Raw genomic sequence first — 26,168 nt, 5'->3', positions numbered from 1 at the left:
TTGAGGGTGAGAAAGAACATAAATCTGTTGCTGCCCTTCAAGAACAAAACGTTGAATACTTGATGAGATTGGCACTTATACCCTTTAGGTTGATTACATTCAAGAAGCTTAGTAACTATGGTCGTAGTGTGAGTCATGCACCGCTTATCCTCTTTGGTAGGTACTAAACCCATCATTTGATGAGACTATGATCTGAAAAGTTAAAGGAGGAATCTGATGGATTACTTTCTCCAGATCTATGGAACCTTGCCGCGAGCTGGCCCTGGCTCCAACGAGCTGACTCGGAGAGCCTTCGAAATGATGTCGAATCTCCCTGAGTTACCCAAAATCCTGGACGTTGGCTGTGGCCCTGGTATGCAGACAGTCGAGCTTTTGCGTATCACATCGGGTACAGTTGTCGCCCTTGACCTCCTCCCAGAAATGATTGCCCAAGTAAAAGCTAGAGCTGAAAATGCTGGGGTCTCTGATCGCCTCGAAACATTAGAGCAGAGTATGACGGAGATGGCTTTCCCAGAGTCGAGCTTTGATGTTGTTTGGTTTGAGGGCTCGATCTATTTCTTAGGTTTCGAAACGGGCCTCAAGAAAGTTAAAAATTTCCTTAAACCAGGTGGCTACGTAGCGGTCAGCGAGGTGGTGTGGTTAAAATCTACCCCCCCGACTGAGGCAGTTGAATTCTGGAAAGAGTATCCCGAGATTGATACTGTAGCTGCGAAACTTGACGTTATTAAGCGCATTGGCTACGAGTCCGTCGGACATTTTGTATTGCCAGCTACCGCATGGACTGAGCATTACTACAACCCAATGGAGGAGCGCATTGCTGAGAAAACAGCAGAGTGGAGTGGCATACCGGAGGCAGAGGCTGTCCTGGAAGAGGCGAGAAACGAGATCTCAACCTTCCGCAAGTACTCTGACTACTTCAGCTATGCATTCTTCGTCATGCGTAATTGAGTGTATGCCTTACCAGGACTATTGTCCTACCGAAAGTCCCATAGAATTAGGACTTAAGTGACTGGGCGGCTCAATTTCGCAATGGTAAGTTAGGAATTATTTCAAGCAATGCCCTAGGTTCAAGATGCTCTAACCCAAGATTCCCCTTGACTAAGGCTACCGTGTATATACATCTCGGAAGTGAGCTCAAAATCCTGCATTACCCCCCTTAATCCCCCCTTAGTAAGGGGGGAAATTCCAGTTCTCCCCCTTACTAAGGGGGAGTTAGAGGGGTTAGTGCAACAAAAAACGCTAGTTTCCAGTACTTGTGTGTACACCGTAGCCTTGACTAAGGGGAACCGCAACTGTCGTCATCAGGCAACGTCGCATAGAGCTGTATACAGGCTAGCCTGAACCCTAGAGAGAACCCCTTTGTGTTAAGAGTTGAAGCCTAATGGTCCTAAATCCACCCTCCCGACTGTTCCCAGATCTCACAGTCACCAGACCCTTACGCATACTGCTGCATATTGAGTGGATTTTGCTCAGTATGGGTGTGCTGGTTAGCATTACGGCCATGGTTTTCCATCGGACATTTCAGGTTACCTGGCTAGAACTGCTCTTGTTTGGTTTGATTGGCGTCATGGGGCTTTATCTACCGCTGACTCAGTGCCGGGCCAAGATTCTTTATACCGCAATCGAGCTTAGCCTCTTCGGTATTTTGGTTCTGCGTTGTTTTGATAATCCTTTGATGGTCAGGATTATCCCACTGCTGGGATTGGTCATTATCATCCGTAGTTGTCAAATCTTTCACACACGAGGGCGACTCGTAGTGGCCGGCATTACGTTTGGCTCACACTTATTTTTATCATTAACCTTGGGTCAAACGGCCATGAGCCGAAATCTATCCCGACTGATGTCAACCCCTGAGGCATGGCAGGTGAGTGTGTTTCAGACCAATGCCATTATTCTCTTTACCCTGGCGCTACTGTTTGTTTTTTTACTGGTGGATGCTTTGCTCAGTCTTCATAGGAATCAACAGAAACTGGAGAGCGCCCATGGTCAATTACAACAATATGCGCTACAGGTGGAAGGCCAGGCCGCATTACAAGAACGTAATCGCATCGCCCGCGAAATTCATGACTCCCTCGGACATTCCCTGACCGCTCAAACTATTTTGCTAGAAAATGTCCTCCTCTTTTGGGGACAAGATAATGGACGGGCAAAATCCTATCTGCTTGAAGCTAAAGATTCATCTTATCAGGCGCTCAAAGAGGTTTCACGGGCTGTTGCGGCTCTGCGCGACTCTCCTCAAACGGATAAATCTTTGCAGGTGGCGATTACCGAATTGGTTAATAAGGTCTGTCAATCCACACCGATAACGCCAGCGTGTGAGATTAATATTACGGCACCGCTGTCCGATGAGCTGAGTCTGACCGCCTACCGGATTGTGCAGGAAGCCCTCACCAATGTGGTGAAACACGCCCAAGCCACACAGCTATCTGTGCAGCTATCGACTAAACCACAGAGTCTCTATGTAGAAGTGTTGGATAATGGCAAAGGGTTTGATCCTAGCAAAAATACGACCGGATTTGGCTTACGGGGCATGAAGGAACGTGCGATCGCACTTAGTGGAACCTGCCAAATCTGGAGTGCATCAGGGACTGGCTGTCGCATCAGCGTAGTTTTGCCTCTTCCTCAGACTCTAGAGTCTCCTCTACCTCTACCAAATTTGAATTCAGTATCGGTGACAGGTGACCAGAACTTTATATGAGAGATTGATGAATGGGGAGATCTAAGGAGGTCAAGAGGATGATTCGTGTCTTACTGGTGGATGACCAACCCATTATTCGACAAGGTTTGGCCAATCTGTTGGAAAATCAACCTGATTTACAGGTAGTTGGCGACGCAGCCAATGGTCAACAGGCGATTGATCACGTCTCAACACTCTATGGCACCTCCAATCAACCTGATGTAATTTTAATGGATGTGCGGATGCCGGTGGTGGATGGTGTCGCGGCAACAAAACAGATCTGTGCCGACTTTCCAGCGGTAAACATTCTTGTGCTCACCACATTTGACGATAGTGACTATGTCCAGCAAGCCATGGGTTGGGGGGCTAAAGGCTATTTGCTTAAGCAAACCCCTATTCAGGACTTGGTGATGGCTATTCGAGCTGTCTATCAAGGCTATACCCACATGGGACCTGGTCTTTTTGAAAAGACGTTAGGCGCTTCTCAAGCACCAGGAGCACCTCTTGTTCATGCTGAAACTGCACTTCCTGAAAAATTGAGATCGCTATCCCCCCGCGAACAAGAGGTGCTCCAATTGATTGTTACAGGACTCAATAACCGCGAAATTGGAGAAAACCTTTTTATCTCTGAGCGCACCGTTCGGAACCATGTCACCAGCATTTTGAGCCAACTCCAACTGCGCGATCGCACACAAGCAGCTTTGTATGCCAGTCAATTTTGGCCCCAGAGTATGCGCTAAACCTATACAGCCTTACAGGCTACTTCATGATTGATTTAAAAAAGGACTATAGAGAACGAAAGATTAGAGTCAAGGCACACCAAAAATAATATGAGTACATTCCGTTAATTCAAATCCCAATTTGATATATCCAAACTGTATTCAGTTTCTAAGCGATGACTATCGTCCTTTAGCATCGCCCGAATGAAATCTTTTTGCGCATCTGTTAAAGGGGGGACTTTACCCTGATCCTGATTCATCAGTGGCCTCGCTAGCACATTACGGGCATTGTTCTTGATTGAGTCAGGGAATATATTTTTGAGCGGATTTAAATATTTGGCCTCCCTTAAGTAATGCCAAATTGTGTCAGTCCTGTAGGAGTTTTTGGAATTATGTATTTTTCCAAGGGAAAATTCGAATGATGGTTCTATCTCCAAAAAGGGACAGATTTTACATTTCAAAGTCATAGAAATAACGTCTTTCTTTAGTTCATCTGTTTTTAGTAAAAGTATTTGCTCCCTTGAAAAGTTGCGTGTAAAAGCATCAACTATTGCTGCATAGCTAACAGATTCAATTACATTTAACGGCAAACTGTTTGGTGTTTCTTTTGCCAAATGTTTAGCATACCAGCCTTGATAAATACCCTGCTTCCTCATAGATTCAATTTTTTGGACAGGGTCTCTCAAGATATAAATAAACTTATACCTGATGTCCACTGTTTTCATGCGCTGAATAACTTTTCTGACATTATTCAGAGAACGAGTGTAATTTGGTGAGGCTTCTAATGCCGTTAAATGTTTGTTTAAATCCCACGCATATAGGTTCTCGTAGTAGTCAATACCTTTGCCCCACTTACTGTCTTTTAAGAAGAAGTCAGTTTCTTTCATCTTCGACTTTGATACCTGTGGATGCTGAGATAGATAATTAAATAAACTGCTTGTGCCGCCTTTTTGAGTACCAATAATTATACTGATTTTACTGAATTTCATACTAGGGCTCGATATTGAGTTTGCAGTTTACAGGGGGATGCTCACTTTCCAGAGGAAGAAGATCTCTGACGGCGCTATCCCTTAATAATTCTAAGGAAATAAAATAAATTAACGTCCAAATTTTGGACGTTATGGATGGCTTGCTCCTAAGTGGAACTTACTGGCCTCCTGATCACTGGCATCATCTGTCGCACGAGCAATACATATGTCTTGTGGATACCGTACTGTGTCTAAGCATGTCGTCATCGTTGATGAAAATTGGCTTCTAACCTCAGCAGCCTAACCTGTACTCACTCAATGGGCCACTCGCTCACGTCCTGCCTTCACACTCAGCACTTTGTGCCAGTAGCCTGTCCACTGGCACAAAGTGCGATCACTGGCCTCGATCAAATGCCAGGTGATAGGGCAGCGGTTGCATTGATGAGTCGCCTCAAACCGCCTCTGATTCCTAACCAGTAGCATTCTTCTTGAAACCTGCCTGTTTTTATAAACGGTTTTGCAATTAAGCCTTACGGAGCCGTTTACGGTGGTTACCGGTGGGAGACTTTTTACCCTGGGCAGGACGTGCTTGAGTGTTGGATGAATTGTAATTTCTCCGACGTGACTTAGAGCGTTGACGCTTTGGTTGCTCTCCCTGATGATTAGGGGCAGCCGTTGGTTCATAACCGGGAAGGACAGACTGAGTGAGTTTGCGCTTGAGTAACTTTTCAATTCTCTTTAACAGAGATTGTTCATCATTGGAAACTAGCGAAATGGCTTGGCCTTCATTACCAGCCCGGCCAGTCCGACCAATCCGGTGTACATAGTCTTCCGGCACATTGGGTAATTCAAAATTGACGACGTGGGGAAGCTGGTCAATGTCTAACCCCCGTGAGGCAACATCGGTTGCAACCAGCACTCGCACCTTACTTTGCTTAAAGTCTCGCAAGGCACGGGTACGAGCGGCCTGACTTTTGTTGCCGTGAATGGCAGCTGTTTTCAAGCCATCTTTAGCCAATTGTTCGGCCAGACGATTGGCACCATGTTTGGTACGGGTGAAGACAAGCACCTGTTGCCAATTGTTAAAGCCAATTAAATATGACAGGAGTTCTCGCTTACGCGTGCGATCAACGGGATATACGAGTTGTTCAACTTGTTCAGCCGCCGTGTTACGGGGGGCAACTTCAATCTGCACTGGATTGTGTAACAGCGTGCTTGCTAGTTTCCGGATAGCCTTTGAAAATGTGGCGGAAAACATCAGGGTCTGCCGCGATGCAGGCAGTTGTGCCAAAACCTTGCGAATGTCATGGATGAACCCCATGTCCAACATGCGATCGCACTCATCCAGCACCAGCATCTCGATCTGAGATAGATCAATTGTATGTTGACTAACATGGTCCAGCAAGCGACCTGGAGTTGCGACCACAATGTCACTCCCCTGCTTCAACGCTTTAATTTGGCGCACAATGCCGACGCCACCAAACACCACCACTGATTTAATGGGCAGGTATTTGCCGTAAGTATTGACACTATTGTTAACTTGAGCAGCCAATTCACGGGTGGGAGTCAAGATTAGAGCCCGTGGGGCTCGTTGCGTTTTGGTAGGGGGATTGCTGCTGAGGCGTTGCAGCAAGGGTAAGGTAAACCCTGCTGTTTTCCCCGTACCCGTCTGAGCACTGGCAAAAATGTCATTTCCTTGCAAAATGGGAGGAATTGCCTGCTCCTGAATCGGAGTTGCTGCTGTGTAGCCTTCCTCAGCCACAGCACGTAGGAGTTGGGCCGTAAGACCTAGCGTCTCAAATGTCATGGGTTTTTAGTAGCTCCTAAATGCGCCCCTAACCCAAATGCAATGCTGGGACCAGTCTTAAGAGCAATAAACGTATGGTTGCGTTGGATGACTTGGGTCAACAAGTACCAAGGCTGCAACAATAGACCGGAACTAAGTTGCAGTTTATTACCCTAACACACACTGGATGCTTAGATAGATGTTTCAAATGGCATAGCCCTCATTACGCAATGGAGTTAATGGCAACCGCGATCCGCGGCTTTGGCTGGTCTAGAGCTCTTGGTTACGATGCTGGCTTTCTTGCTTGCTGGTTTGCAGAGCTATGTGTACGCGTTGCAGCCCTAATCTACGCAAAAGACTACAGATACCTGTCATGTCAGCTTTGAAAGCTTTAGCAATTTGGATGACAGTGGCTTTCGTGAGCCGATCCAAGCAAATTGTTATAGCGTCTATCCATCACTTTTATAAATTTGTTTTGAGGATTGATGCAATCTCAACCATTAATCTCTGACGACTTCGATCTCCTTTTATATATTCAAGATTTGCAGACCAATTTAGGATATCTATCATAGTTTCTCTTAATTGAGCTGAATGCACCTCGTTGGTTGTTACAACTGCCATGAAGTATTGGGTGGCTGATGCGCAATTAGAACTTATCTTATAAAAAGCAACAGATCAAACTCTTGGCGGATATCCAAAAGAGAACGATCAAGCAACGGCTCAAACTCAAGAAATGGCAGCAGTTTTGGGCGGTTGCGAGTTTTAAACCAAATTGGAATTAATTCTAAAAGTACCCCAGGAAGCACCCTCAAAATTGCTCCGTACAGCCACAGCGAGCCCTTGCCTCTGATCATATCTTCATACATCACATCAACGGCAGGGGAGTTTTTCATCTTTAAGTACACCTGAAACGTACATTCACTCGTCCACCAAAATAGCGGCAGAATTTTTAGCTCATCGTACATTCCTGTATCACAACCGTAAATCACATGCCCTACATCGTGCGATCGCAAAATTTTGCCGAAGTCTGAAGGTTGTGTCGCTGGATCAGTAACGTGTGGATTGAGAGCATAGTACTCCGCTAGACCTGCTCGTAAGGTTTGAGTACTGTGCTTGTTCATGTAAAGAGGTTTTTGGAGCATAGCATTTACGATACGGTACGGTATCGTAAATTATAATAGCATCTATGAACGATACCAAAAAAAAATCTCCCGGAAGACCTCGTAGCGCAGCCTCTCACCAGGCAATGCTGAAAGCCGCGCTAGGTTTGTTGTCAGAAGTCGGCTTTGAAGCGATGAGTATTGAGGCGATCGCCTCTCGTGCTGGAGTTGGCAAGACCACCATCTACCGGCGTTATAGCAGTAAAGATGAACTAGTTGCTGATGCAATTGAAAGCATTAGGGAAGAGGTGTTAATTCCTGATACAGGAAACCTTTGGAGTGATATAGATGCACTTATTGAAAATGCAGCACAAATAACCCTTACTCCAATTGGGCGGCAGGCTGTTGCCATGATTATCAGTAGTGCATCAAGCAATCCTGGGTTTGCTCAAGTTTATTGGGAGAAGTATCTACAACCCCGTAGACAAGCCTTCGACATTGTCATCGAACGGGCAAAAGCAAAAAACGAAATTTCAACAGACTTAGATTCAGGTTTGGTTTTCGACACAATGAGCGGCATCATGCTCTATACATTGATCTTCCCGCCGACAGAATCTTGGAAAGTCTATATCCGTCGTGCCCTAAGTTTACTTCTCAAATGAACTTCAACTGAATTGGCTCCAATTGCTCACAAACAACCTTTAGGTCACTATCTCCGCATAATTAAACCGTAGCAAAGTTTACGAGTTACATAACCCCATACATCGCTTTTGCCCGCTTAGCCAGTTCGTCTCAGCGAGTTGTGAGCCAGCCGAACCCGCTTGCCATTACTCACTCGGTAAGGAGGCAATGAAGTCAGCAACCAAGTTTATGAGCTGTTTTTCAGATTTCCAAGCCTTGGCATTATGTTCCAAGAAGAAGGGATCACCGGTCACAACAATCACCATATTAAACTTATCCAAAACCGCGATGACCTGTCCGCCATGGCCCAAAGCCGCATGATAGTGATGTTCACCTGATTGTATAGCCCACCACTGGTATCCGTATCCTGTCCTATTGACGTTGCGGCCTTCCTTGGGCCATCCAACAGATGGATTTTGGGTATAGTTCTGTAGGGAATCGTGCACCCATTCAGAAGAAATAACCTGCTTTCCATCAAAAATGCCATCATTTAGGTAGAGCAACCCAAACTTAGCCGCATCACGCGCAGTCATATGCATCGTGCCGGTACCCATTGGGTATCTATCATCGGAGGCTGTTGTATACCATTCACCCAACTCAGCTCCTAGAGGAGTAAATAGTTGTTCCTCTGCAAAGGTTCTGAGATCTGTGCCGCAAGCTCGGTCAACGATAACACCAAGATAGTGCGAGGAGAGATTACTGTAATGGAATTCTGTGCCTGGATCGTTAATGAGAGGGACGTGAACCATCAAGCCAAGAAAGTCTCCCGCGACGAAAACCTCCCAGAGATCCCTATCGGATTCCTCCCAGGGATAACCGGAGCGCATCTGTAGGAGATGACGAATAGTGATCTCCTGCTTTCTTGGATCTTTGATCAGGTTAACGTATTCCGGAAAGTAGGCTAAAAACGGTTGATCTAGACTGGGTAGGCAACCCTGCTCGAAGGCAATACCCACAAGGGCAGAGGTAAAGCTCTTACCCACCGACTGTAGATTTGACTTTAGGTAAATGGAGCCATCATTGAAATATTTCTCGGCAACCAGGTAGCTGTTCTTGACGATCAGTAGGCTATAGATGGAATTCAGTTTGGCAGAATCATAATACAGCTCTGCCACCGTATCGGCATCGAGTCCTTCTGCTTCCGGTGAGGAGACTTCCCAGTCATCGCCAGCTAAGGGAATGTAGTTCAGAGCGGCGAGATCCTTGGACGACGGACCGCAACCGAAAAGGGTGGTTAGGATCAGGGCTGAACTGGTGAATATGAAGGAATGATTCTGATGGTGATGAGATTTTCTCAGCACCCGCTGCAGAAACTTCTGCATCATATTAATCCACTGTCGGTGGTCAGTGTTCATAGGCGTTATGGGGGGACGAGCATAGCAAAGTAGCTCTACCCTACGTTGGCAAATACCTCTCGTGCAGTTGTGATACCGTTGAGAGCCGCAGGAAAGCCTGCATACACAGCCATTTGTTGGATCACCTCAACGATCTCCTCTCGTGATGCCCCGACATTAAGGGACGCATTGATATGCACGTTTAGCTGAGGTTGTGCTGTACCTAAGGCGGTCAAGAGGGCAACAGTGGCCAGTTCTTTTGAGCGAAGATCCAGGTCTGGACGGGCAATAATATCGCCATATGAAAATTCGATGATGAACCGAGCAAGATCTGGAGCGATATCCTGTAAGCTTTGCACAACGTCAGCTCCCGAACCGGCACTCACTTGCTCAAGCGTTTGTAGTCCTCGTTCATACCGATCATTCCCAGTAGGGCTAGAACTGGGCGTGAAGGCAACTCCGCGTTCTTGAAAGACCTCTCGGGCAGAAAAGACACCATTGAGTGCTGCTGGAAATCCAGCATAGACAGTGCTCAGCAAAATTGATTCAATCACTTGGGGTGGTGAACAGCCGACATTAAGGCATCCGTTGATATGATACTTAAGTTGCGGCTGTGCATTTCCTAGAGCAGTAAGCGCCGCGACGGTTGAGAGCTGGCGAGTCTGTAGGTCGAGCGCATCTCGTGACATGACATCTCCGTATGCAAACTCTACAGTGAATCGCGCAAGGTCAGGGGCTATATCGCTAAGGCGATTGATTGGTCCATCATAGTTTTCGCCCCCGACTTGTCTCAGGACTTCAATGCCAACATTGTATCGATCTGACCATTCGTTTATCTGACCCGTTGTATTCAATGTGGAATTCGCTGTTCCATATTCTGTAAGTGTGACAAGAAGTACCATCAAAACGATCAAACTAACTTTGAGATAACGACCTGTGAGCATACGGCCTCCTTTGGTTTTACTCATGGAACTAGACTGATGTATGAGGTTCTAGCGACTGGAGATGCATCACGATGTCATGCGCCCGATACCAGCTTTGATTTGATTGAATTGGCCAGAAGGCATTTGAAGGGGTCCCTAGTTAAGGCCCCTATATCATGATCAGTGATTGTTCGATTTGATGAGAATAATCACTGGTGACTCAGCAACAGTGATTTAAGATTGAAAGACGGAGATATTGAACCTGTAGTTTGGGCTACTGGTTGGATAGCCTGTTCCTATTCCATAGCTATACCCTAGAAGTTAGAGCACGCTCTAAGTCAAGTCGTTTTTGCGATCGTAATAAATCCTGTTACAAATTACCTGTTCTTACTAGGAGGACTGACCTCGTTCAAAGTGGATTCGCTTGCAATGATCCAAAAGCCGCTACACTTCCCAATATAACTAGAACAGAGATAATAATATACGCTTTTAATGAACCAACTGTTTCTTTCATCACCCTATCTCCATCAGAACAACTGATTCACGGCTATCTCGTTTCAGTCAAAGCTTGGTTCAGATGTCAGCAGTGGGCACGAATTTTTCGGGACGGTCAACCACAAGATGAGAGATTTGTGGTGACAAACAATGAGAGACTCCCTAAAAAAATATGCCGACACCCACTTGACATGTTCGCGGCTTCAGCGTCGATGAATTCGGGGCTGCCTAGAGCCAGCGACGTACAGATTCCTTGTAGTCGAGATATTCGCTACCGAACTTGCCCTCAAGGTAAGCCTCCTCAGGACGAATGGCCGTGATCTGGACGATTAGACAAGAAAACGCTACCAGCAGCACAACCCAGAGGTTGCCCAGGCCAATACCGATGGCAATCTGGAGTAGTGCTAAGCTCAGGTACATCGGATTACGCGTAAACCGGTAGACGCCCGTCTGAACGATCTCCGGTGTGGCAATCCACGGTTCGGGGTTCTGCCCTGTGGCCCAAAAGAGCTTCAATGCCCCGGCCACTAGTACAATGCTCGGCACGGCAATCGCCAAGGCGATCGCAAGTCGAATACTAGCACTGAATGCGAAGGGCAACGGCCAGATGAATTCATTCAGCGCGATGCCTACAACCCCTACCACCAGATGCAAGAGTGGTGGCGGCACCAGCACCGCAGCACCATCGGTTGTTTCATTGTTCATCGTCTGATCGTTTTCCCCTGCGGACACGAGCGTCACCTAACTATGTATATATTCAGCGTCAGATCTGACGGATAAGATCCAGCCTTCCAGATCTTATCCGTCGTTTTTACCTGATAACACCATTTTATGATTCAGCAGCCAAAATGACAGCTACGATACGAGCATTATTGGTTATGGCAGTATCGGTGGGTCGTATCCCTTGCCTGGCTATGGATAGTTATTAGAACGATAGCCTCTATAGTTGTTTAAGCCTTGAATCTTGTTCGAGTCCACTCAACATTATTTGGGTTTCCGCTCAAAAATCAAAGTTGGTTTGTACCAAGCAATATTTTGATAACCTTTATCAATCAAGTATTGATAAAGAGCTGTTTTGCTAATTTGCTCTATAGTATTGCCAAATTGCTCAACTGCAATTATTTGTGGTTTATATTGGTTCCAGTTGTTACTCTTCAATACCGCAAGGTCATTTCCTTCAACATCTATATTGAGGAAATCAATAGTTTTATGATCTGGACAGTGATCATTAAGTAACTTACTAAGAGGCTGGGCTACTAATTCTAAAATCTCGGGAGCCTTTCCGAATCTTTTAGTCAAAGCATTGATCTGCGCCGCATTCATGCTGTTTTCTGAGTTAATTCCCCAAGCGTGGTATTGCACCGAAGTTTCCTGATCTGATACCACAGCGTGGATATTTATGTCCCGTTTTCGCACTTGATTAAATAGCGTTACACAGTTGAGATTTGCCTCAATATTGATCCCTACCCAACCTCTATATTTATACAGAAAGTAGGTATTGGAAAACTGGCGAGGGTGGTAAGCACCAATATCAACGTAGAATCCGTTTAACTTATCTTTAAAATAATCACGCAGGAAGAGATCTTCACCAAACTGGGAATAGATTATTTGCTCATAGCCTAAATATCGATCTATTTTGAGCCTAACTGTGTCGATGAAGGTATAACTGAAAAGTTTTTTAGTGAGTGACTTTATAGTATCAGATAGCATTACAGACCGATTCTCCACACACTTGAGTCTCTCGAAAAATCAGCCTAGATCAATCCTCATGCCTTCTTGCTAAAACGACTGCTCCACCGCCGCCTATTGCAGCAAGAAGCATGTTGATAATCGTCTTAGGCATATCGTTGTCTTTCGTTATACCTGAGTACAGTAGTGAAGATAAAACAACCGTAAGAATCACACCTAAGATCGCAAATGTGATTCTTTGTCGTCCTATTTCTTCTCTATGTCGATTGTCTTCTTTCGTCACAGCTAGTGACAACTTTTTCACTTCTATGCTGTTTAGCTGCGTACTATATTCTTCTAAGAATTGAGCTAAACGTGCAGGTTCCTGGCGTAATACCTCTATGTCTTCATGCGAAATAGGTGCTTTAGTTACGCTAATATCCGATGTATCGGGCTCAGGAGGCTGTGGATCATCTCTATCATTGGGTGTCATGAAGCTCTCCCTAAAGCCTCATCCAATACCGATGCAGCTATATACGCTGCGGCGTCTAATTCGCTGCCTTCAGGAGATAAGATATACTCTAGGTCGTCTGAACTGGCCGATCTAATCGGTGTTAAAATCCACCCAGATTTTTTTACTTTTTCTTTGTAAGCATGAAGATCATGTCGTTCCTTCTCATTAGAAGGGACAGGAAGCGAAACTTTATAAATAGAGGTATCCTTGACATCCTTCTTAAAATGCCCAGGTTTTTTATCAGAAGGCATAGTGTCTTCGGGGTTTGACCTTTGCTGTTTGAAAGTACCTACCCGCGAGCTAAACTCCTCTTCTGTGTTCCCCTTATCTTTTTTCCGATACCAAGAATCAGTACCATTTGAATAATTTTCCGTAGAGATACCGTCATTATGATATTCATCAAATTTGGATGAAAAATTAGAGTAGTGAGTGACGTTATCTACAGGGACGGAAATTCGTTTATCAAAGACACATTTGCTGATAATTCTTTTCAGAAAGTTATCCTTCACGGGCTCTTTCGTAAATAAACATTCATAAACCTCGCCTTCCCATTGACTGTAGGTACGAATTGTGTTTTTAACTACAAATTATGTCCGCTACACAACCATAGCTCGGGTAAAAACCCTATGTAACCGTATGTCTCCATAATATTTACCCTTTAAAAAAGCAAACGCTCTTTTTTTACCTACGTATTTATACGTAGGTAATGATACTGAAAATCGTTAAAATATACGCAGAAATACTTGTCTGCTGGTCAAGACAAGCACTTTGTATAAATTTTATAATTATAGGTTTCAAGAAAGTAATTATGTTAAAAATCGAACAATCAACTTTTTTTGATGTCGCATGAAATTTTTATTTCATGTACTACATAGCGATTCGTGCGTTAGATGCACAGTTATCTTGTCTTGATAGCGTCTGATGGAACTGGTAGGTATAGGCTCAATATACTCTAGGGAAAATTGCTTAACCGTTTTTAGGTTGGAGCATCCTTAACGTAACTTGGGCATTTTGTGAGGATTTACTACACGGTGTATTAAGGTCTACTACCGATAAACATACGGATAACTATCCGTATTATGCAGTTTTAGATATTGGAGTTGTCTAATTACTACATAGGTGACTTCAATGCAACGAGCATCGTCTACTTTCATTTTGTAACTGGATGGGCTGCTCATCCATGCAGAGCACCGGACGTTTCGAGTCGTAGGGTTAGGTATAGACATCCAGCACGGCTTCTATATGAGCCACAAACTCAGCATCGGCTTCCGGAGGAATGACCCAATATTCTATCTTCCGGTTGGTCAGGCCATTTTTTTTCAGCGTCTGAAAACCCTTGCTCCACTAGGCGACGACGTAGATTTTCTACGGTTTGACGACAACGGCAGTGATACGCCTCAGCTATTCCCTGATTGACCGCCTGCTTCTGGATCGAATTTCACTGGCGAGCATTGCTCGTGTGATGCAGTGCTCAGACGATTGTATCCAACGCTATATCAATCAGAAAGCCAACACCGTCACCACTCAAATCGATGACTGCTTATCTACATTCATTAGTCACCTATCTAACGCTGGCTATTGCCTCAACCTCAACAAGTGTGGATGGTGATGCGAGGGAAGCTACACCGATACCGGTCACCGATGGACGAGACTCACCTAAGAAGTCAGAAAGAATAGGGGCAACAGTTTCCATATGTTCTCCAAGTTCACCTCGGATATATACGCGAACTTGTAATAGTTGTTCAATCGATGAACCAGCTGCTGTTAGAGCAATTTTAAGATTTCCAAGCGCCTTTCTCATTTGGCCTTCGATCGAGGTCTCTGTGGTCTCAAATTGATGATTCCAATCAACCTGACCAGATACAAAGACTAGTCCCAAGTCTGTCTCAACAGTAGCCTGAGACATACCAAATGCAGCACCATCATACAGTTCCTCTGGATTGATTAGTTTTTTGCTCATGTTGTCCTCCTAACTGATTTGAGTAATCCCTAGCAGCTATGCTAATCCATAGAAATAGTTCTGAGCTGGGTACTAGACTCTCCTACCTGTCCGCTCCAGTGCAATACTAGCCTATGGGTAGTATATTGGCTGGGTCATGTTATCGAGCTTTATTGATGCTAGCTTTCTATGAGCTATATCCTTAAACAACATAATAAGTTGTCAGTTTTGGGTAAGGCTAAAATTTCTTATTGCTCATTGCAAATTGGCTTAGGTCATAATTAGAGAGATTTAGCTAAGTTTAAGAAATACGCAAGCCATTATTGGAACCTACTTCTACAGTCAAAAGAGACTATTTATCCCTATATTGGTTGATGACTTAATTAGCATCGAAGATACCCTTAATGGGGGTAGTCACCGGCGCGAAAGAGAGCTAGAAAGATACGCTTAAGCCTGATTGTCCAGTGCAGTGTGGGCTTTACTTTCCTTAGTGGTGGATTTTGCCATGTGCCATTAATCGCATCTTGTTTCGGTAAGTAAAGCCGCAAGGTTATGAAGAAGCCCTTATTTGGTGCAGGCAGCCAATTTTTCTTCTTTTTTTCTTCAGTGGGTTGAGCATGCTGGATATAAAGCGTCAGTCCCCCGTCTTCGTCGAGAACGAGTTCGTTGTTGTCCAACATCGTTGAATTAATAAGATAGCGATTGAGGTCGTTCTCGACGAGGAGCTGCTCAGGAAGATTATACATGGTTGCCGACCAGAAAGCGTCAGCCGGTGGCAATTCACCTGGCTCGAAGCGTAGTGTATAACGGACATCACCTGAGGCGTTTAATTCGTTGCCGTCTGAATCGTTATAGTAGGAGGGATACATGGCCTCCTCAATGGAATTTCCCCAAATACCACGAATCGCGCCAGCCATGCGATATAGATAAATGTTACCGGTTGCCGTCAAGTGTTCACGGGTGCCAAATAGGTCGGCGGCGGTGACTTCTTGAGTGGCAAGTTTATTCTTCTTCAGCTCCAGATAAGTCTCCCAACCGTCTTTTATGCCTTGTTCGATGGCCTGTTTCAATTTCTCAGAGAGTTCTGTCGGATTAAAGATCAGACCAGGTCCGATGTTTAGCTTAGCGAAGCGTGTCATCAATTCTGTTTCCGCTTCGTGTGTTGAACAAAATGTCGTGAGCAGGAAGTTCAACAGGCGAAATATTCTGGGTGACGTTTCGCCCTCGTCAAGCCTTACAGGTCTCGGGTATTTCACCGCTGGCATTTTTGCTGGTGGTTCCGTATTTGTAAACTGGCTTAGCGGCTGAACCTTATACCCGTTCTCAATGATGTTTTTGACATTCTCTAAGTCATCTGAGTCGAAAAGCTGGGTGCGGTACAAGGCTAGGGCAAGACTGGTTTCGCTACGGATAACGGCGGTGATTCCAGCCGGTGTCTGCCCCGTCCAGTCAGGCCCTGCCAGCAAGTACTTGCCTCCGCCATTGCCCGTCGTCCGAGTGCCAACGTATTCGAAATTGTGAGTGTAAGTATCAATGAGTTGGATAGAATAGTATCGTTTAGGGTCTATAGGTGGCACCGTCAAAACTAAAGGTTCCGCACGAAGATCTGCGCCAACCACACAGTAAGGTGTATCCGCGTTCGGTGTCTGGACTGTTGTATCCGATGGTGTGAACAGTCGTGCTTCGCCAAGCAATTTATTCAAGGGTCCCTTGTATTCAGCATTATTGGGCCAAAGAAAGAACGCAAAAAGTATCCGATAGCTGTCCACCATTGGATACGCGTAAATGAACGCATCTTTTGCGATCAATCGGGCTTCTTGTGGAGTCAGTGTAGACGAACCAATCATTCTCAATTTTCCTTTATGTGGTATTCAATGAACATAGAAAACTGATGGTGAAGCTGAGTTGCAACCAGTAATTCTATGATTCATATCCAATGTATGAAAATTGCCCATTTCTGCGAAGTATCAGATGTAATACAGAGCGAGGAAGATTTTCATGCACCAACAATGACTTTTTGCATTTATGCACAAAATTGATATCTGTTGACCCATGGTTCACTCAAACTAGAGGGTTAAGGAATGCACCACCCACCAGTTTTCTTTTAATCTTGGGAGATTCTATCTAGTGCAGGGATTCCTCCCCACGCCCCACAGGAGTCAGCAACCCACCTAAATCCGCTGCGATACCTGCATAGCAGGTAACGGACACAAGTAGTGATTATCATTTTCTTTATTCTTATAAGCTATTTCAGCGAAACATAAGAAGGTAAACTTTTAGGACCTTACAAAACCACCGATGCCCTCAGACATTATTCTTATTGGCCCCCAAGGGGTTGGCAAATCGACTGTTGGAGAATTATTAGCACAACAATTAGATCTGCCACAATGTTCCATGGATGAACATCGATGGAACTATTACAACGAAATTGGCTATGATGACGCCATCGCTAAACAAAAGCGGGAAACGGAAGGAGCTTGGGGCATTATTCGCTATTGGAAGCCATTTGAGGCCTATGCGGTGGAGAGGTTACTGTCAGAGCATACAAACTGTGTGATTGATTTTGGTGCAGGTCATTCCGTCTATGATGATCCGCTGCTGTTTCAACGGGTAAAACGAGCGTTAGCCCCCTATCCTAATGTTGTTCTTTTAATGCCATCACCGGATTTAGAAGAATCGCTCGATATTTTGAATACGCGTAACCACAAACTGCCAGAGGATATTCGCAGGACTAATGAACATTTTGTTAGACATCCTTCAAATTGCACTCTGGCTAAATTCACGGTGTATACAAAGGCTAAAACACCAGCAGAAACCTGTCATGAGGTATTGCAAGTGGTGAATGTCTCATGAGCAACGATGCAGACCCACTTGTTTAATGAGTGCAGGCACAATGCGATCGCAACACAATTTGCCACCAAACAAATTTCGGGCCACTGGCCCCACCTGTAATGCCGCCCATGGTCCCATTAGAAACAAATCGCATCCCGGCCATCGCAGATGTTTATCCAAAACAGGTACCCCATTGACTATCTCTACCGGATAGCGAGCCATCACATCTTTGAGTAACGGCTGATTTGCAACATCAAGCTGGTTGCCAGTTGCCAGCCAAATGCGATCAATCGACTGATGATTTAAACAATCATGCACCGCGTAATTCTGACAGTGCACTTGCCAGGCATTCCCCGTCCAAGCCAACTCTTTCACCTGACAATGTTCGTACAATGTCACCTTATCCTCACGGGACAAACGCCTGAGCTTGGTCAACATATCGGGCGTTAAGGAACCACCGTCTCGCGCTTGTTGAATCATCTGACTGCGCTGATGCCAGTCAGTTTCCGCATGAAATCCCTTGAGATATTTTGGTCCGAGCCAGCCAGGAGCAGCATCAAAAATCTTTTCTTGAAATCTGCGGCGAGCCATTAACAACACCCTGGCCCCTCGCTTCACTGCCCCTATGGCCAGGTGGCCACTGGTGAGCCCGCTGCCCACAATCAAAACAGTTTCTCCTTGTAGTGACGGTAAATTACGAAGATCCACCGCTGTACTATGGCATAGACGACCCGGTGGGGCATCCACTGAAACTGCCCAGTCGGGTAACTTGGGTATGGCATTACCCACCGCTAGCACCACCCGTCGAGCGATCACCTTTTGCCCATTGTCTAACGTTAGTGCAAACCGTCTTCTCTGGTAGATAAGCTCCGTCACCTGTGCTGGTAAAACCCGATCTCGTAATTGCCAGCCCTCAATCACCCTCTCACAAAAGTCTCGAAACAGAGATGTCCCTGGACGATTGTAGGGGTTGTGCAGTTCCAGATAACGCCGGTCTGCAAAATTCAACAATGCTTGGGGTTTAGGGTCTGGATGGTGAACGGCAGGAGAGCGCAAATGGGGAATTTCTTGAGCCGCAAATTGTCGATGCCACTGGGTCAACCACTGACCGCTGGGGTCAAAAACCTGAAACCGCGATCGCATCGTTTTTTTCTTTTGCAACAAGTGGGTTACCAGGGTTAACGCCTGAGGTCCAGCTCCAATGATGGCAATGTCCAAAGGCTTATGAATAGATAATGGATTCAAATGACTACTCAACGGTCCTCCGGCTCAATATTTTAAATACTATGAGAATGATTATCATTCTTTCAAATTATTTTTGTTTATAGTCAAAGAAAAATAATCTTTTTTAACCCTCACAAAGAGTTTTGGCAGTATGCCTTGCACCAGGGGCACTCTCCTCTCTTGGATTGACAGATAGATGGAGACGCTTTAGCATTCTTTTGATATGAAAATGATTATCATTTCTTTGAAAGACGCATCGCAAAATTACCAGTATCAGGTTTCAGGAATCCTAAAAATGTTGAGCAATCATCAGGTTTTGAGTTCTAACAAGCGAGGTTCTGGCCTGCTACGTATCAGCAAACTGGGTTGGATAGCCTCCGTATCTATGCTGGTGGGGCTAGTGGGCTGTGCCCAACCGGCTACACAGAATGACACGGCTGCTTCAGGCGATAACACAACCACAGCAGTTAATTTGCCTCAGGTGGTCGCCACCACCAGTGTGCTGTGTGACCTAACTCAACAGATTGCTCAAGACACCGTCGCCCTCACCTGCTTAATGGAGCCCGGGCAGGACCCCCATACCTACGCCGCCGCCCCTTCCGATCGCAAAGCCATTGATGAAGCTGACCTGGTACTTTACGACGGTTATGGGTTTGCCCCTCAACTCATTGCCATGGTCGAAGCCAGCACGAATACGGCCCCCAAGGTAGCGGTTTATGAACAGGCAGTCCCCAATCCCCTCCTGGCTGATCCCCATGACCATGACCATGGCCATGGCAAAGAAGACCATGGTGAAGAGACCCATGCAGACCATGGCGAAGAAAACCATGACCATGAGGCCCATGCAGACCATGGCGAAGAAAACCATGGCCATGAGACCCATGCAGAAGGAACAGGCAAAGAAGAACTCGTTGCGGATCCTCACATTTGGCATAATGCGCTCAACACCAGCAACATCACCGAAGTCATTGCAGATCAGCTGCGACAGATTAATCCTGACCAGGCGGATCTCTACGGCCAAAACGCAGCACTGCTCACGACTCAGTTTGCGGAGCTACATACCTGGATAGAAGCCCAAGTCACCACCATTCCCGCCAGCAATCGTAAACTGGTGACCACCCATGAAGCCTTTAACTATTTTGCCGATGCCTACGGTTTAGAGCTTGAAGCGGCCCTGAGTGGCATCAATACCGAAACATCTCCCTCGGCTTCACGGGTGGCCGACCTGGTGGATGACGTAAAAACCTTAGGTGTCCCTGCCATTTTTGCGGAAACCACCTCTAATACCCAGCTGATTGAGACCATGGCAAAAAATGCAAATGTTAAGGTGGCCCCTAATCCGCTCTTTGTGGAAGGACCTGGCGGACCAGGTACCCGTGCAGAGACCATGCAAGCGATGTTAGTCTCCAACACCTGCACGGTGGTCAATGCCCTGGGAGGCACCTGTGTTGAGGCTGATGCCCCTCTGTAAGTCTCCTGTATCCCCCTTTAGGGACCCTCCTGGTAGCCCCCCCTTGTAAGTAAGGGACCCCTTGTAGGGACCCTGTAGAGCCCCCTGTAGGGACTATCCGTGACTATTGATAATATCTCTCTTCCAGCCAGACCCGGACCTCTGTTTCTGATAACCCGGCTATTGTGTGTTGAGTGCTCGGGTCATAGATGCTGTAAGAGATTTGGCCCCTGCGATCGCATTGTTTGTGAATCATGGGTTCAGACGACCCTGTCATCAATTTCAAAACAGATGTCCAGACCTCTTTTGGCATTGACGTGAGACAACGCCCTAATTCTCCGGTTAAGGACCACCGGGGTGGCTGTTTTTGTAGAAAAACAAAATGGGGCTCAGATAAACGACGCTGAAACTTCATGGGACAGACCTCCATTCCCGGTGAACACCCCCTTAAATAGGGCATGGCTATATTTTTGCGAAAAACATCTGACCAGAACAGACTCAGTTGGGCTAAATTGTTATGGGTACAGTTCCAATAAGGCAAACTGTTCTGGTTTTTTGACGCTTAACTGTACCGGTGCCCACAAAGACAGAGTCACAACCATGTCCACCAGCCCTATTCCCCAGCTGTCTCCGCTACAAACCTCTACTGACCAAACCCTTTATGAACAGGTGGCTGAGCGTATTCAGGCCCTGATCCGTGAGGGTACCCTGGAACCAGGGGATCGACTGCCATCGGTACGCCAACTCAAGCAGCAGCTATCGGTCAGCATGTCTACGGTGCTGGAAGCCTATCGCTTACTGGAAGATCGGGGCTTTATTATGGCTCGCCCCCAGTCAGGGTATTACGTCAAGACCACGGCACTGGCGCTTCCTAACGAACCCTCCCAATCTATGCCCACCCTCCAGGTGCGTCCCGTTGATATTTCCCTCATGCTGCGGCTGCTAAGGATGGACCTTTCCCCCGAGACCATCCACCTGGGGGCCGCCGTTCCTGGTGTGGAGCACTTTCCCGTTAATACGCTCAACCGATTGATGGGGCAGGTGATGCGGAATAATCCGATGGCGGTGCATACCTATAACACGGTGCCAGGGTGCGAACCTTTGCGGCGAGAAGTGGCCAAACGCATGCTGAATGCGGGCTGTTCCATTACGCCGGATCAGATTGTGGCAACGGCGGGGACCACAGAAGCCTGTTATATCGCCCTGCGTACCGTGACCCAGCCCGGAGATACGGTGGTGATTGAGTCTCCGGCATACTACGCGGTCCTCGAAGCCATGAACTCCCTGGGTTTAAATGTCCTGGAGCTGCCCACCCACCCACGGGACGGGATTTCCCTAAGTGCCCTACAGTCTGCATTGGAACATCAACCGGTGGCGGCCTGCATGTTGGTGTCGAATTTTAGTAATCCCATTGGTAGCTGTATGGGCGATCGCAAAAAGAAAGCCCTGGTGGATCTGCTCAACCAGTATGACGTGCCCCTGATCGAAGACGACATCTATGGCGATCTCAACTTTGAGGGCAGTCGCCCCAAGGCCATCAAAGCCTTTGATACCGAAGGACGGGTGATTTACTGCTCATCGGTCAGTAAAACCCTATCTCCAGGGTTACGGGTAGGCTGGTGTATTCCAGGTCGCTATCAACAACAGGTAGAGCATGTGAAAGTTGTCGTTAGCCACATGACGGCGACAGCCCCACAGCTGGCCGTGGCAGCATTCTTTGCCAATGGTGGTTACGATCGCCACCTGCGCAATTTACGCCGTGCCTATCAACAACAAATGAACCGCATGCTCCAGGCGATTCTAGATTATTTCCCGGCTGAGACCAGGGTCACCCGTCCCTCGGGAGGCCATGTTCTTTGGGTTGAAATTCCCGGTGGTTTTGACGCGCTAGAGTTGTTTGAAGACGCCATTCAACATCACATTAGTATTGCCCCTGGCCCCATGTTTTCGGCCTCCAACGGCTATCGTAACTGTTTTCGTTTGAATACGGGGTTACCTTGGTCGGATGCCATTGACCAGGGGATGAAAACGTTAGGAGATTTGGCAAAGAAACAACTGGCCCGCAAAATTTTAGCCAGCTCACTATAGCCATGATGGCCAGACTGAAAAACTCATACCTGGTAGCCAGATAGGTTTTAATTCTTCACCCATATTCACGCCCCATCGCTATGCTGAAGAAGAATCTTATGGGGGCTGTGATGGAATGGACCGATATAACGCGACTTAACAGTCTCATTAAAGCTACGGAAGCTGATGGCACCAAGCTTGAAGAGATCGGGGTTTCTGGTGAAGGTCGACCGCTGTATGGCATTACCATCGGCGATAGTTCTGCCCCCTACACTGTTGTGATCATAGCTGGCTGCCATGCCAATGAAATTATTGGCCCACTTGCGGCTGTATCAATGCTGCACCGTCTCACTCAGCAGTTATTTCCAACGGTGAAATTTGGCATTGTGCCGGTTGCAGATCCAGATTCTCTAAGTCGCAATGCCAGTGAGCTACCGTCAAAACCCACATTATGCGATCTCCTCCGATTAAACCACTGTCGCGATTTAGAAGGATATTTCATAACAGATACCTATCCTGAGTGCATTGCCATCCGTCAATGGCTACAGCGGTTTGCCCGCATAGATGCTTACTTTTCTCTGCACTCAGCCGGGGTGATCTCACCAGGCCTCTTTTTTTACATCGGTCAGGGTGTCAATCCGAGCTACATAGAGCCTGTGGCAAACTCCATTGCCACGGTGTTGCCCAAGGATCTACCACTATTATCCCATGACCCCACAGGACTCTCTCAAGTAGCTTTATCTCCCGGTTTTTTCGAGCTATCCATTGCCAATGGTAATGTGGGAAACCGAAAATCTCCCGGCAGTTCACTGGCTTTTGTTGCTCAACACTTTCAGCCCCAGTTTATGGGGGCAACAGAGCTGCCTTTAGCCGTATGTCCTGCATTAAAAAATGGCTCTCTCTTAGCCATTGAACAATACAATCGTGAGTTCCAACAAACTTGTCTTGCACAGTATCCATTTCGAGAAATCGACTTAACTATGCAACTATCCATCATGCAGGCATTTATAGTTTCTGTTGCCCAATGCGTTACTGTTATTCATACCTAAGCCATGAAAATCGCAGCCTAAAGCCCAATGCGTTACTGCCATTCATACCTAAGCCATGAAAATCGCAGCCTAAAGCCCAATGCGTTACTGCTATTCATACCTAAGCCATGAAAATCGCAACAGCATTGGTTTCAGGCATCCTAAAGAGGCGTTACAACAAAATCATCCCAAACTGATGAAGCGGTTTTGTGGAGAGTGAGGTTTGTAGAGTCATGATAAAACAACGCATTATCGCTGTGATGGCCGCTTTGTCCCATCACAAGGGTATCCCTATTTAGAAAAGCGGAGGTCCTCTCTGGTAACGATTGGGATCACCCCAGCGATCACAATCCAGTCGCTGCATTGTTCACAGATTATGCATAAAGTCCCTTACCCCTGTGAGGCTTAACCCCTCATACTAGAGATCTATACTTAATAACTAGTTCTTTTTGAAAAATTAAATTATCATTCAGTGCTGGTTTAATTTCGGTGCGATCGCATCCATAGGATACGATCGTTGGAAACACTAGCTTAAAATTTGTCATAGAGGGGGCAAAGTGCCCTAAAGCATGATGCTATATGGGCTGTACAGATCAGCTAGACCTATGGATAGTGAATAAGGCTACAATTATTGATTGGCATAGGTTTCAACGGTTTTCTGTATCAAAAATACACATTGAATCACAAAATAGAACGCAAATGGCCTGATATATTAGTGGCTTCCTAATGTCCAACCATTGTTAATAGGAGAGACATCCACTGATAGTGATTTTCTATACTTTTGATTAATGGTGGTGGCCCTATGTCCCCTGAAGATGCCATCACGCTAGTTGATAAACTCCTTTCACCGTATCGGCTGACGGCTATTCAAGAAGTCGTTTTTCGGCGATGCTGGCAAGGTTCAACCTATGCGCAAATTGCAGCTAGTGAGGGCTACGATGCTGACTATGTTCGCGTTACAGGCTCACGGCTGTGGCAAAAGATCTCCCAAGTACTGGGAGAGCGAGTAACAAAAAAGAATATTCATGCAGTGCTGCGTCAGCAAGCCTATCAGCTGCATCAGCCCAATACACCAGGGCCATGGTGGCCTGGTGCCAATCAATCAGACACCACCTTCCCCGGCAGCCCACTTCCCCTCGGGTCTCCGCTCTACATCGAACGGCCTCCAGTAGAGCAGCAGGCCATGGGGGAGTTGATCAAGCCAGGTGCGCTGCTAAGAATTCGTGCGCCGGAACGTTGGGGTAAAACATCCCTGGTGAATCGCCTGGTCGCCCAAGCTCAAACCTTAAACTTCAGAGTTGTACGGCTTAACTTCCGCCAGGCCGATAGCTGTGTCTTGGCCAATTTTGATAAATTTCTACGCTGGTTTTGCGCCAATATTACCCAGCAGCTGAAGTTCACAGCCCAGCTGGATGATGTATGGAATGTCGACTTAGGCAGTAAGGTCAGTTGTACTAACTATATGCAGAGCAGCATTTTAAATCCGCTGCAGCAGCCACTGTTACTGGTGATTGATGATCTCCAGGCAGTCTTTGAGCACCCGGCCATGGCCCAAGAATTTTTGCCCATGTTGCGGGTGTGGCACGAAGAAGCCAAAAATCTCACCGAATGGGGGTACTTACGCCTCCTGGTGGCCTATGCCACAGAAGCATACATTCCGTTACAAATTCACCAATCTCCGTTTAATGTGGGGTTGCCCCTGCGGCTACCTGCCTTTACTCTGGAGCAAACCCAACAGCTGTCTCTGCGTTATCGCATTGAATGGGACGATAGTTTGATCTCACTTCATACGTTGGTTGAAGGACATCCCTATCTAATTCATTTGGCGCTGTATAACCTGAGCGTACACAAGATGGAACTAAAGCAGCTGATTGATGAAGCCCCTCAGCAAAGTGGCATTTATAGCGATCACCTGCGTAGCTATCTGGCAATCTTTGAAGCGGAACCTAACCTGGCCCGTACCTTTTACAAGGTAATTGAACAAGATACGGCCACAGAACTTGAACCAATGACCGCCTATCGCCTGGAAAGTATGGGGCTGGTTACCTTAGCAGGCAATAGGGCAACCGCTAGCTGTAGCCTCTACAGACAATACTTTGGCGGACGCTTAAGCGTCGATGCTTAAACATCACCCCAGGCTGAGCCGACGACGCTGTCTGACAAGAGGGCAGATAGAGGACGTAGGACCTGAATATTCGCAAACACGTCCTCAGCGGTGTAGGGAGAATAGAGGTAGGCATCAGCACTCCCTTGGCCGAGCATACGGTCGGCACACACAATAACGGGTACGTTGTCTAACAATGAACTATGCTTGATGCGATCGCAAACCAGTTCAGCCGTGGCCACTGAGGGCTCAATAATAATTAACTCAGGTGAAATAAAGCTCAGCAGAGATAGCAAAGCCTCATTTTCATCGACCTGAAAAACGGATAGTCCATGCCAATGCAACAAATCGGCTAGCAGTGTTTGAGACTGAGCAGTACTTCCAACAATTGCAATAGCCTTCATAACCTTATCTCCTGTGATCCTGCAAATCGCGTAGTAATACGGATGGCGATATCTGGACGGCTCTGGGAACGTGGCCAGAAAGTCTTACGAAATAAACCGAAATTGAACAAGCACAAAAAACAAAAACTGTTGAGCATAGGCCCCCTTTAGAGACCTTTGCCCAGCATTGATGTAAATATTATTATTGCTCTAACTGACTACAGACGTGGACGCAACTAGCCTTCGGTCAGTCGAAATTGAATAGACTAGATTGCT

General features: G+C 46.5%; 25 protein-coding genes and 1 pseudogene. 11 read left to right on the top strand and 15 right to left on the bottom strand.

Features of this window, described 5'->3' with window-relative positions; all coding sequences use genetic code 11:
* The first annotated feature begins 216 nt into the window (after positions 1-216).
* From SPB21_RS10740 to SPB21_RS10730, 3 genes are all read left to right on the top strand, one after another.
* Positions 217-948, top strand: a complete 732-nt coding sequence (locus tag SPB21_RS10740) for a class I SAM-dependent methyltransferase (protein WP_499866530.1) — start codon at positions 217-219, stop codon at positions 946-948.
* Positions 949-1,381: 433 nt separating this feature from the next.
* On the top strand, positions 1,382-2,698 hold the full coding sequence (locus tag SPB21_RS10735; RefSeq protein WP_499866529.1) for a sensor histidine kinase: 1,317 nt from the start codon (positions 1,382-1,384) through the stop codon (positions 2,696-2,698).
* Positions 2,699-2,736: 38 nt separating this feature from the next.
* Positions 2,737-3,417: a response regulator transcription factor gene (locus SPB21_RS10730; RefSeq protein WP_163669308.1), complete on the top strand. Its 681-nt coding sequence runs from the start codon at positions 2,737-2,739 to the stop codon at positions 3,415-3,417.
* Positions 3,418-3,521: 104 nt separating this feature from the next.
* On the opposite strand, the gene SPB21_RS10725 is transcribed toward SPB21_RS10730, so the two are convergent.
* The gene (locus SPB21_RS10725; protein ID WP_499866528.1) at positions 3,522-4,385 is read right to left on the bottom strand and encodes a sulfotransferase domain-containing protein; all 864 of its coding nucleotides are present in this window, start codon (positions 4,383-4,385) and stop codon (positions 3,522-3,524) included.
* A gap of 297 nt (positions 4,386-4,682) precedes the next feature.
* Between SPB21_RS10725 and SPB21_RS10720 the strand changes: the two genes are divergently transcribed.
* Complete coding sequence (locus SPB21_RS10720) at positions 4,683-4,844, top strand: hypothetical protein (protein WP_499866527.1); 162 nt, start codon at positions 4,683-4,685, stop codon at positions 4,842-4,844.
* 43 nt (positions 4,845-4,887) lie between these two features.
* Here the strand turns inward: SPB21_RS10720 and SPB21_RS10715 are convergent, their stop codons facing one another.
* Positions 4,888-6,171 (bottom strand): DEAD/DEAH box helicase, encoded by a 1,284-nt coding sequence (locus SPB21_RS10715; protein WP_163698356.1) that lies wholly within the window; start codon positions 6,169-6,171, stop codon positions 4,888-4,890.
* A gap of 632 nt (positions 6,172-6,803) precedes the next feature.
* Positions 6,804-7,292 (bottom strand): hypothetical protein, encoded by a 489-nt coding sequence (locus SPB21_RS10710; RefSeq protein WP_499866526.1) that lies wholly within the window; start codon positions 7,290-7,292, stop codon positions 6,804-6,806.
* Positions 7,293-7,336: 44 nt separating this feature from the next.
* Between SPB21_RS10710 and SPB21_RS10705 the strand changes: the two genes are divergently transcribed.
* The gene (locus SPB21_RS10705) at positions 7,337-7,912 is read left to right on the top strand and encodes a TetR/AcrR family transcriptional regulator (RefSeq protein WP_163669299.1); all 576 of its coding nucleotides are present in this window, start codon (positions 7,337-7,339) and stop codon (positions 7,910-7,912) included.
* Between the two features lie 165 nt (positions 7,913-8,077).
* Here SPB21_RS10705 and SPB21_RS10700 read toward each other — a convergent pair whose 3' ends face one another.
* The 7 genes and pseudogenes from SPB21_RS10700 to SPB21_RS10670 all read right to left on the bottom strand — a co-directional run.
* On the bottom strand, positions 8,078-9,286 hold the full coding sequence (locus SPB21_RS10700; RefSeq protein ID WP_163698358.1) for a serine hydrolase domain-containing protein: 1,209 nt from the start codon (positions 9,284-9,286) through the stop codon (positions 8,078-8,080).
* Between the two features lie 35 nt (positions 9,287-9,321).
* A complete protein-coding gene (locus SPB21_RS10695; RefSeq protein WP_250565134.1) occupies positions 9,322-10,233 on the bottom strand; it encodes a carboxymuconolactone decarboxylase family protein in 912 nt (303 codons plus the stop codon).
* 678 nt (positions 10,234-10,911) lie between these two features.
* Positions 10,912-11,388: a methyltransferase family protein gene (locus SPB21_RS10690; RefSeq protein ID WP_250565133.1), complete on the bottom strand. Its 477-nt coding sequence runs from the start codon at positions 11,386-11,388 to the stop codon at positions 10,912-10,914.
* A gap of 279 nt (positions 11,389-11,667) precedes the next feature.
* Positions 11,668-12,393 (bottom strand): FkbM family methyltransferase, encoded by a 726-nt coding sequence (locus tag SPB21_RS10685; RefSeq protein ID WP_499866525.1) that lies wholly within the window; start codon positions 12,391-12,393, stop codon positions 11,668-11,670.
* Between the two features lie 49 nt (positions 12,394-12,442).
* Positions 12,443-12,844, bottom strand: coding sequence for a hypothetical protein (locus tag SPB21_RS10680; protein ID WP_499866524.1), 402 nt, complete (start codon positions 12,842-12,844; stop codon positions 12,443-12,445).
* A complete protein-coding gene (locus tag SPB21_RS10675; protein WP_499866523.1) occupies positions 12,841-13,374 on the bottom strand; it encodes a hypothetical protein in 534 nt (177 codons plus the stop codon). The genes SPB21_RS10680 and SPB21_RS10675 overlap by 4 nt, the downstream gene beginning before the upstream one ends.
* Positions 13,375-14,008: 634 nt before the next feature.
* Positions 14,009-14,194 (bottom strand): annotated as a pseudogene (locus SPB21_RS10670) (hypothetical protein); the annotation flags it as partial.
* Between SPB21_RS10670 and SPB21_RS10665 the strand changes: the two are divergent.
* On the top strand, positions 14,108-14,281 hold the full coding sequence (locus tag SPB21_RS10665; RefSeq protein WP_499866522.1) for a hypothetical protein: 174 nt from the start codon (positions 14,108-14,110) through the stop codon (positions 14,279-14,281). The pseudogene SPB21_RS10670 and the gene SPB21_RS10665 sit on opposite strands and share 87 nt — an antisense overlap.
* A 145-nt stretch (positions 14,282-14,426) precedes the next feature.
* Here the strand turns inward: SPB21_RS10665 and SPB21_RS10660 are convergent, their stop codons facing one another.
* Both SPB21_RS10660 and SPB21_RS10655 read right to left on the bottom strand, forming a co-directional pair.
* Positions 14,427-14,825, bottom strand: coding sequence for a RidA family protein (locus tag SPB21_RS10660; RefSeq protein ID WP_499866521.1), 399 nt, complete (start codon positions 14,823-14,825; stop codon positions 14,427-14,429).
* A gap of 380 nt (positions 14,826-15,205) precedes the next feature.
* Complete coding sequence (locus tag SPB21_RS10655) at positions 15,206-16,651, bottom strand: DUF1254 domain-containing protein (protein ID WP_499866520.1); 1,446 nt, start codon at positions 16,649-16,651, stop codon at positions 15,206-15,208.
* A gap of 451 nt (positions 16,652-17,102) precedes the next feature.
* Here SPB21_RS10655 and SPB21_RS10650 point away from each other — a divergent pair, with 451 nt between their 5' ends.
* Complete coding sequence (locus tag SPB21_RS10650; protein WP_499061387.1) at positions 17,103-17,657, top strand: shikimate kinase; 555 nt, start codon at positions 17,103-17,105, stop codon at positions 17,655-17,657.
* Here the strand turns inward: SPB21_RS10650 and SPB21_RS10645 are convergent.
* A complete protein-coding gene (locus SPB21_RS10645; protein WP_499866519.1) occupies positions 17,652-18,893 on the bottom strand; it encodes a SidA/IucD/PvdA family monooxygenase in 1,242 nt (413 codons plus the stop codon). The two genes, SPB21_RS10650 and SPB21_RS10645, sit on opposite strands and share 6 nt — an antisense overlap.
* A gap of 262 nt (positions 18,894-19,155) precedes the next feature.
* Between SPB21_RS10645 and SPB21_RS10640 the strand changes: the two genes are divergently transcribed.
* The gene (locus tag SPB21_RS10640; protein WP_499866518.1) at positions 19,156-20,331 is read left to right on the top strand and encodes a metal ABC transporter solute-binding protein, Zn/Mn family; all 1,176 of its coding nucleotides are present in this window, start codon (positions 19,156-19,158) and stop codon (positions 20,329-20,331) included.
* Positions 20,332-20,434: 103 nt separating this feature from the next.
* Here the strand turns inward: SPB21_RS10640 and SPB21_RS10635 are convergent, their stop codons facing one another.
* A complete protein-coding gene (locus SPB21_RS10635; RefSeq protein ID WP_499866517.1) occupies positions 20,435-20,725 on the bottom strand; it encodes a hypothetical protein in 291 nt (96 codons plus the stop codon).
* A gap of 185 nt (positions 20,726-20,910) precedes the next feature.
* Here SPB21_RS10635 and SPB21_RS10630 point away from each other — a divergent pair, with 185 nt between their 5' ends.
* The 3 genes from SPB21_RS10630 to SPB21_RS10620 all read left to right on the top strand — a co-directional run bounded on the left by SPB21_RS10630 (position 20,911) and on the right by SPB21_RS10620 (position 25,530).
* Positions 20,911-22,398, top strand: coding sequence for an aminotransferase-like domain-containing protein (locus SPB21_RS10630; protein WP_499866516.1), 1,488 nt, complete (start codon positions 20,911-20,913; stop codon positions 22,396-22,398).
* Between the two features lie 80 nt (positions 22,399-22,478).
* Positions 22,479-23,426: a M14 family zinc carboxypeptidase gene (locus SPB21_RS10625; RefSeq protein WP_499866515.1), complete on the top strand. Its 948-nt coding sequence runs from the start codon at positions 22,479-22,481 to the stop codon at positions 23,424-23,426.
* A gap of 781 nt (positions 23,427-24,207) precedes the next feature.
* The gene (locus SPB21_RS10620; protein ID WP_499866514.1) at positions 24,208-25,530 is read left to right on the top strand and encodes an AAA-like domain-containing protein; all 1,323 of its coding nucleotides are present in this window, start codon (positions 24,208-24,210) and stop codon (positions 25,528-25,530) included.
* Here SPB21_RS10620 and SPB21_RS10615 read toward each other — a convergent pair.
* Entirely contained in the window at positions 25,527-25,913 is a 387-nt protein-coding gene (locus SPB21_RS10615; protein ID WP_163698376.1) for a PleD family two-component system response regulator, read from the bottom strand. The two genes, SPB21_RS10620 and SPB21_RS10615, sit on opposite strands and share 4 nt — an antisense overlap.
* Positions 25,914-26,168 lie beyond the last annotated feature (255 nt).

Origin of the sequence: Leptothoe sp. ISB3NOV94-8A, assembly GCF_043421595.1 — a bacterium.
In the GTDB taxonomy this organism is placed as follows: Bacteria; Cyanobacteriota; Cyanobacteriia; order Phormidesmidales; family Phormidesmidaceae; genus Leptothoe; species Leptothoe turfae.
The sequence above is the reverse complement of the archived record's forward strand: the minus strand, read 5'-3'. Positions and strand labels throughout refer to the sequence as shown.

Coding starts and splice junctions, on each gene's coding strand:
- SPB21_RS10740 (WP_499866530.1), top strand. CDS start 217: ATGGATTACTTTCTCCAGATCTATGGAACCTTGCCGCGAGCTGGCCCT.
- SPB21_RS10735 (WP_499866529.1), top strand. CDS start 1,382: ATGGTCCTAAATCCACCCTCCCGACTGTTCCCAGATCTCACAGTCACC.
- SPB21_RS10730 (WP_163669308.1), top strand. CDS start 2,737: ATGATTCGTGTCTTACTGGTGGATGACCAACCCATTATTCGACAAGGT.
- SPB21_RS10725 (WP_499866528.1), bottom strand. CDS start 4,385: ATGAAATTCAGTAAAATCAGTATAATTATTGGTACTCAAAAAGGCGGC.
- SPB21_RS10720 (WP_499866527.1), top strand. CDS start 4,683: ATGGGCCACTCGCTCACGTCCTGCCTTCACACTCAGCACTTTGTGCCA.
- SPB21_RS10715 (WP_163698356.1), bottom strand. CDS start 6,171: ATGACATTTGAGACGCTAGGTCTTACGGCCCAACTCCTACGTGCTGTG.
- SPB21_RS10710 (WP_499866526.1), bottom strand. CDS start 7,292: ATGCTCCAAAAACCTCTTTACATGAACAAGCACAGTACTCAAACCTTA.
- SPB21_RS10705 (WP_163669299.1), top strand. CDS start 7,337: ATGAACGATACCAAAAAAAAATCTCCCGGAAGACCTCGTAGCGCAGCC.
- SPB21_RS10700 (WP_163698358.1), bottom strand. CDS start 9,286: ATGAACACTGACCACCGACAGTGGATTAATATGATGCAGAAGTTTCTG.
- SPB21_RS10695 (WP_250565134.1), bottom strand. CDS start 10,233: ATGAGTAAAACCAAAGGAGGCCGTATGCTCACAGGTCGTTATCTCAAA.
- SPB21_RS10690 (WP_250565133.1), bottom strand. CDS start 11,388: ATGAACAATGAAACAACCGATGGTGCTGCGGTGCTGGTGCCGCCACCA.
- SPB21_RS10685 (WP_499866525.1), bottom strand. CDS start 12,393: ATGCTATCTGATACTATAAAGTCACTCACTAAAAAACTTTTCAGTTAT.
- SPB21_RS10680 (WP_499866524.1), bottom strand. CDS start 12,844: ATGACACCCAATGATAGAGATGATCCACAGCCTCCTGAGCCCGATACA.
- SPB21_RS10665 (WP_499866522.1), top strand. CDS start 14,108: ATGAGCCACAAACTCAGCATCGGCTTCCGGAGGAATGACCCAATATTC.
- SPB21_RS10660 (WP_499866521.1), bottom strand. CDS start 14,825: ATGAGCAAAAAACTAATCAATCCAGAGGAACTGTATGATGGTGCTGCA.
- SPB21_RS10655 (WP_499866520.1), bottom strand. CDS start 16,651: ATGATTGGTTCGTCTACACTGACTCCACAAGAAGCCCGATTGATCGCA.
- SPB21_RS10650 (WP_499061387.1), top strand. CDS start 17,103: ATGCCCTCAGACATTATTCTTATTGGCCCCCAAGGGGTTGGCAAATCG.
- SPB21_RS10640 (WP_499866518.1), top strand. CDS start 19,156: ATGTTGAGCAATCATCAGGTTTTGAGTTCTAACAAGCGAGGTTCTGGC.
- SPB21_RS10635 (WP_499866517.1), bottom strand. CDS start 20,725: ATGAAGTTTCAGCGTCGTTTATCTGAGCCCCATTTTGTTTTTCTACAA.
- SPB21_RS10630 (WP_499866516.1), top strand. CDS start 20,911: ATGTCCACCAGCCCTATTCCCCAGCTGTCTCCGCTACAAACCTCTACT.
- SPB21_RS10625 (WP_499866515.1), top strand. CDS start 22,479: ATGCTGAAGAAGAATCTTATGGGGGCTGTGATGGAATGGACCGATATA.
- SPB21_RS10620 (WP_499866514.1), top strand. CDS start 24,208: ATGTCCCCTGAAGATGCCATCACGCTAGTTGATAAACTCCTTTCACCG.
- SPB21_RS10615 (WP_163698376.1), bottom strand. CDS start 25,913: ATGAAGGCTATTGCAATTGTTGGAAGTACTGCTCAGTCTCAAACACTG.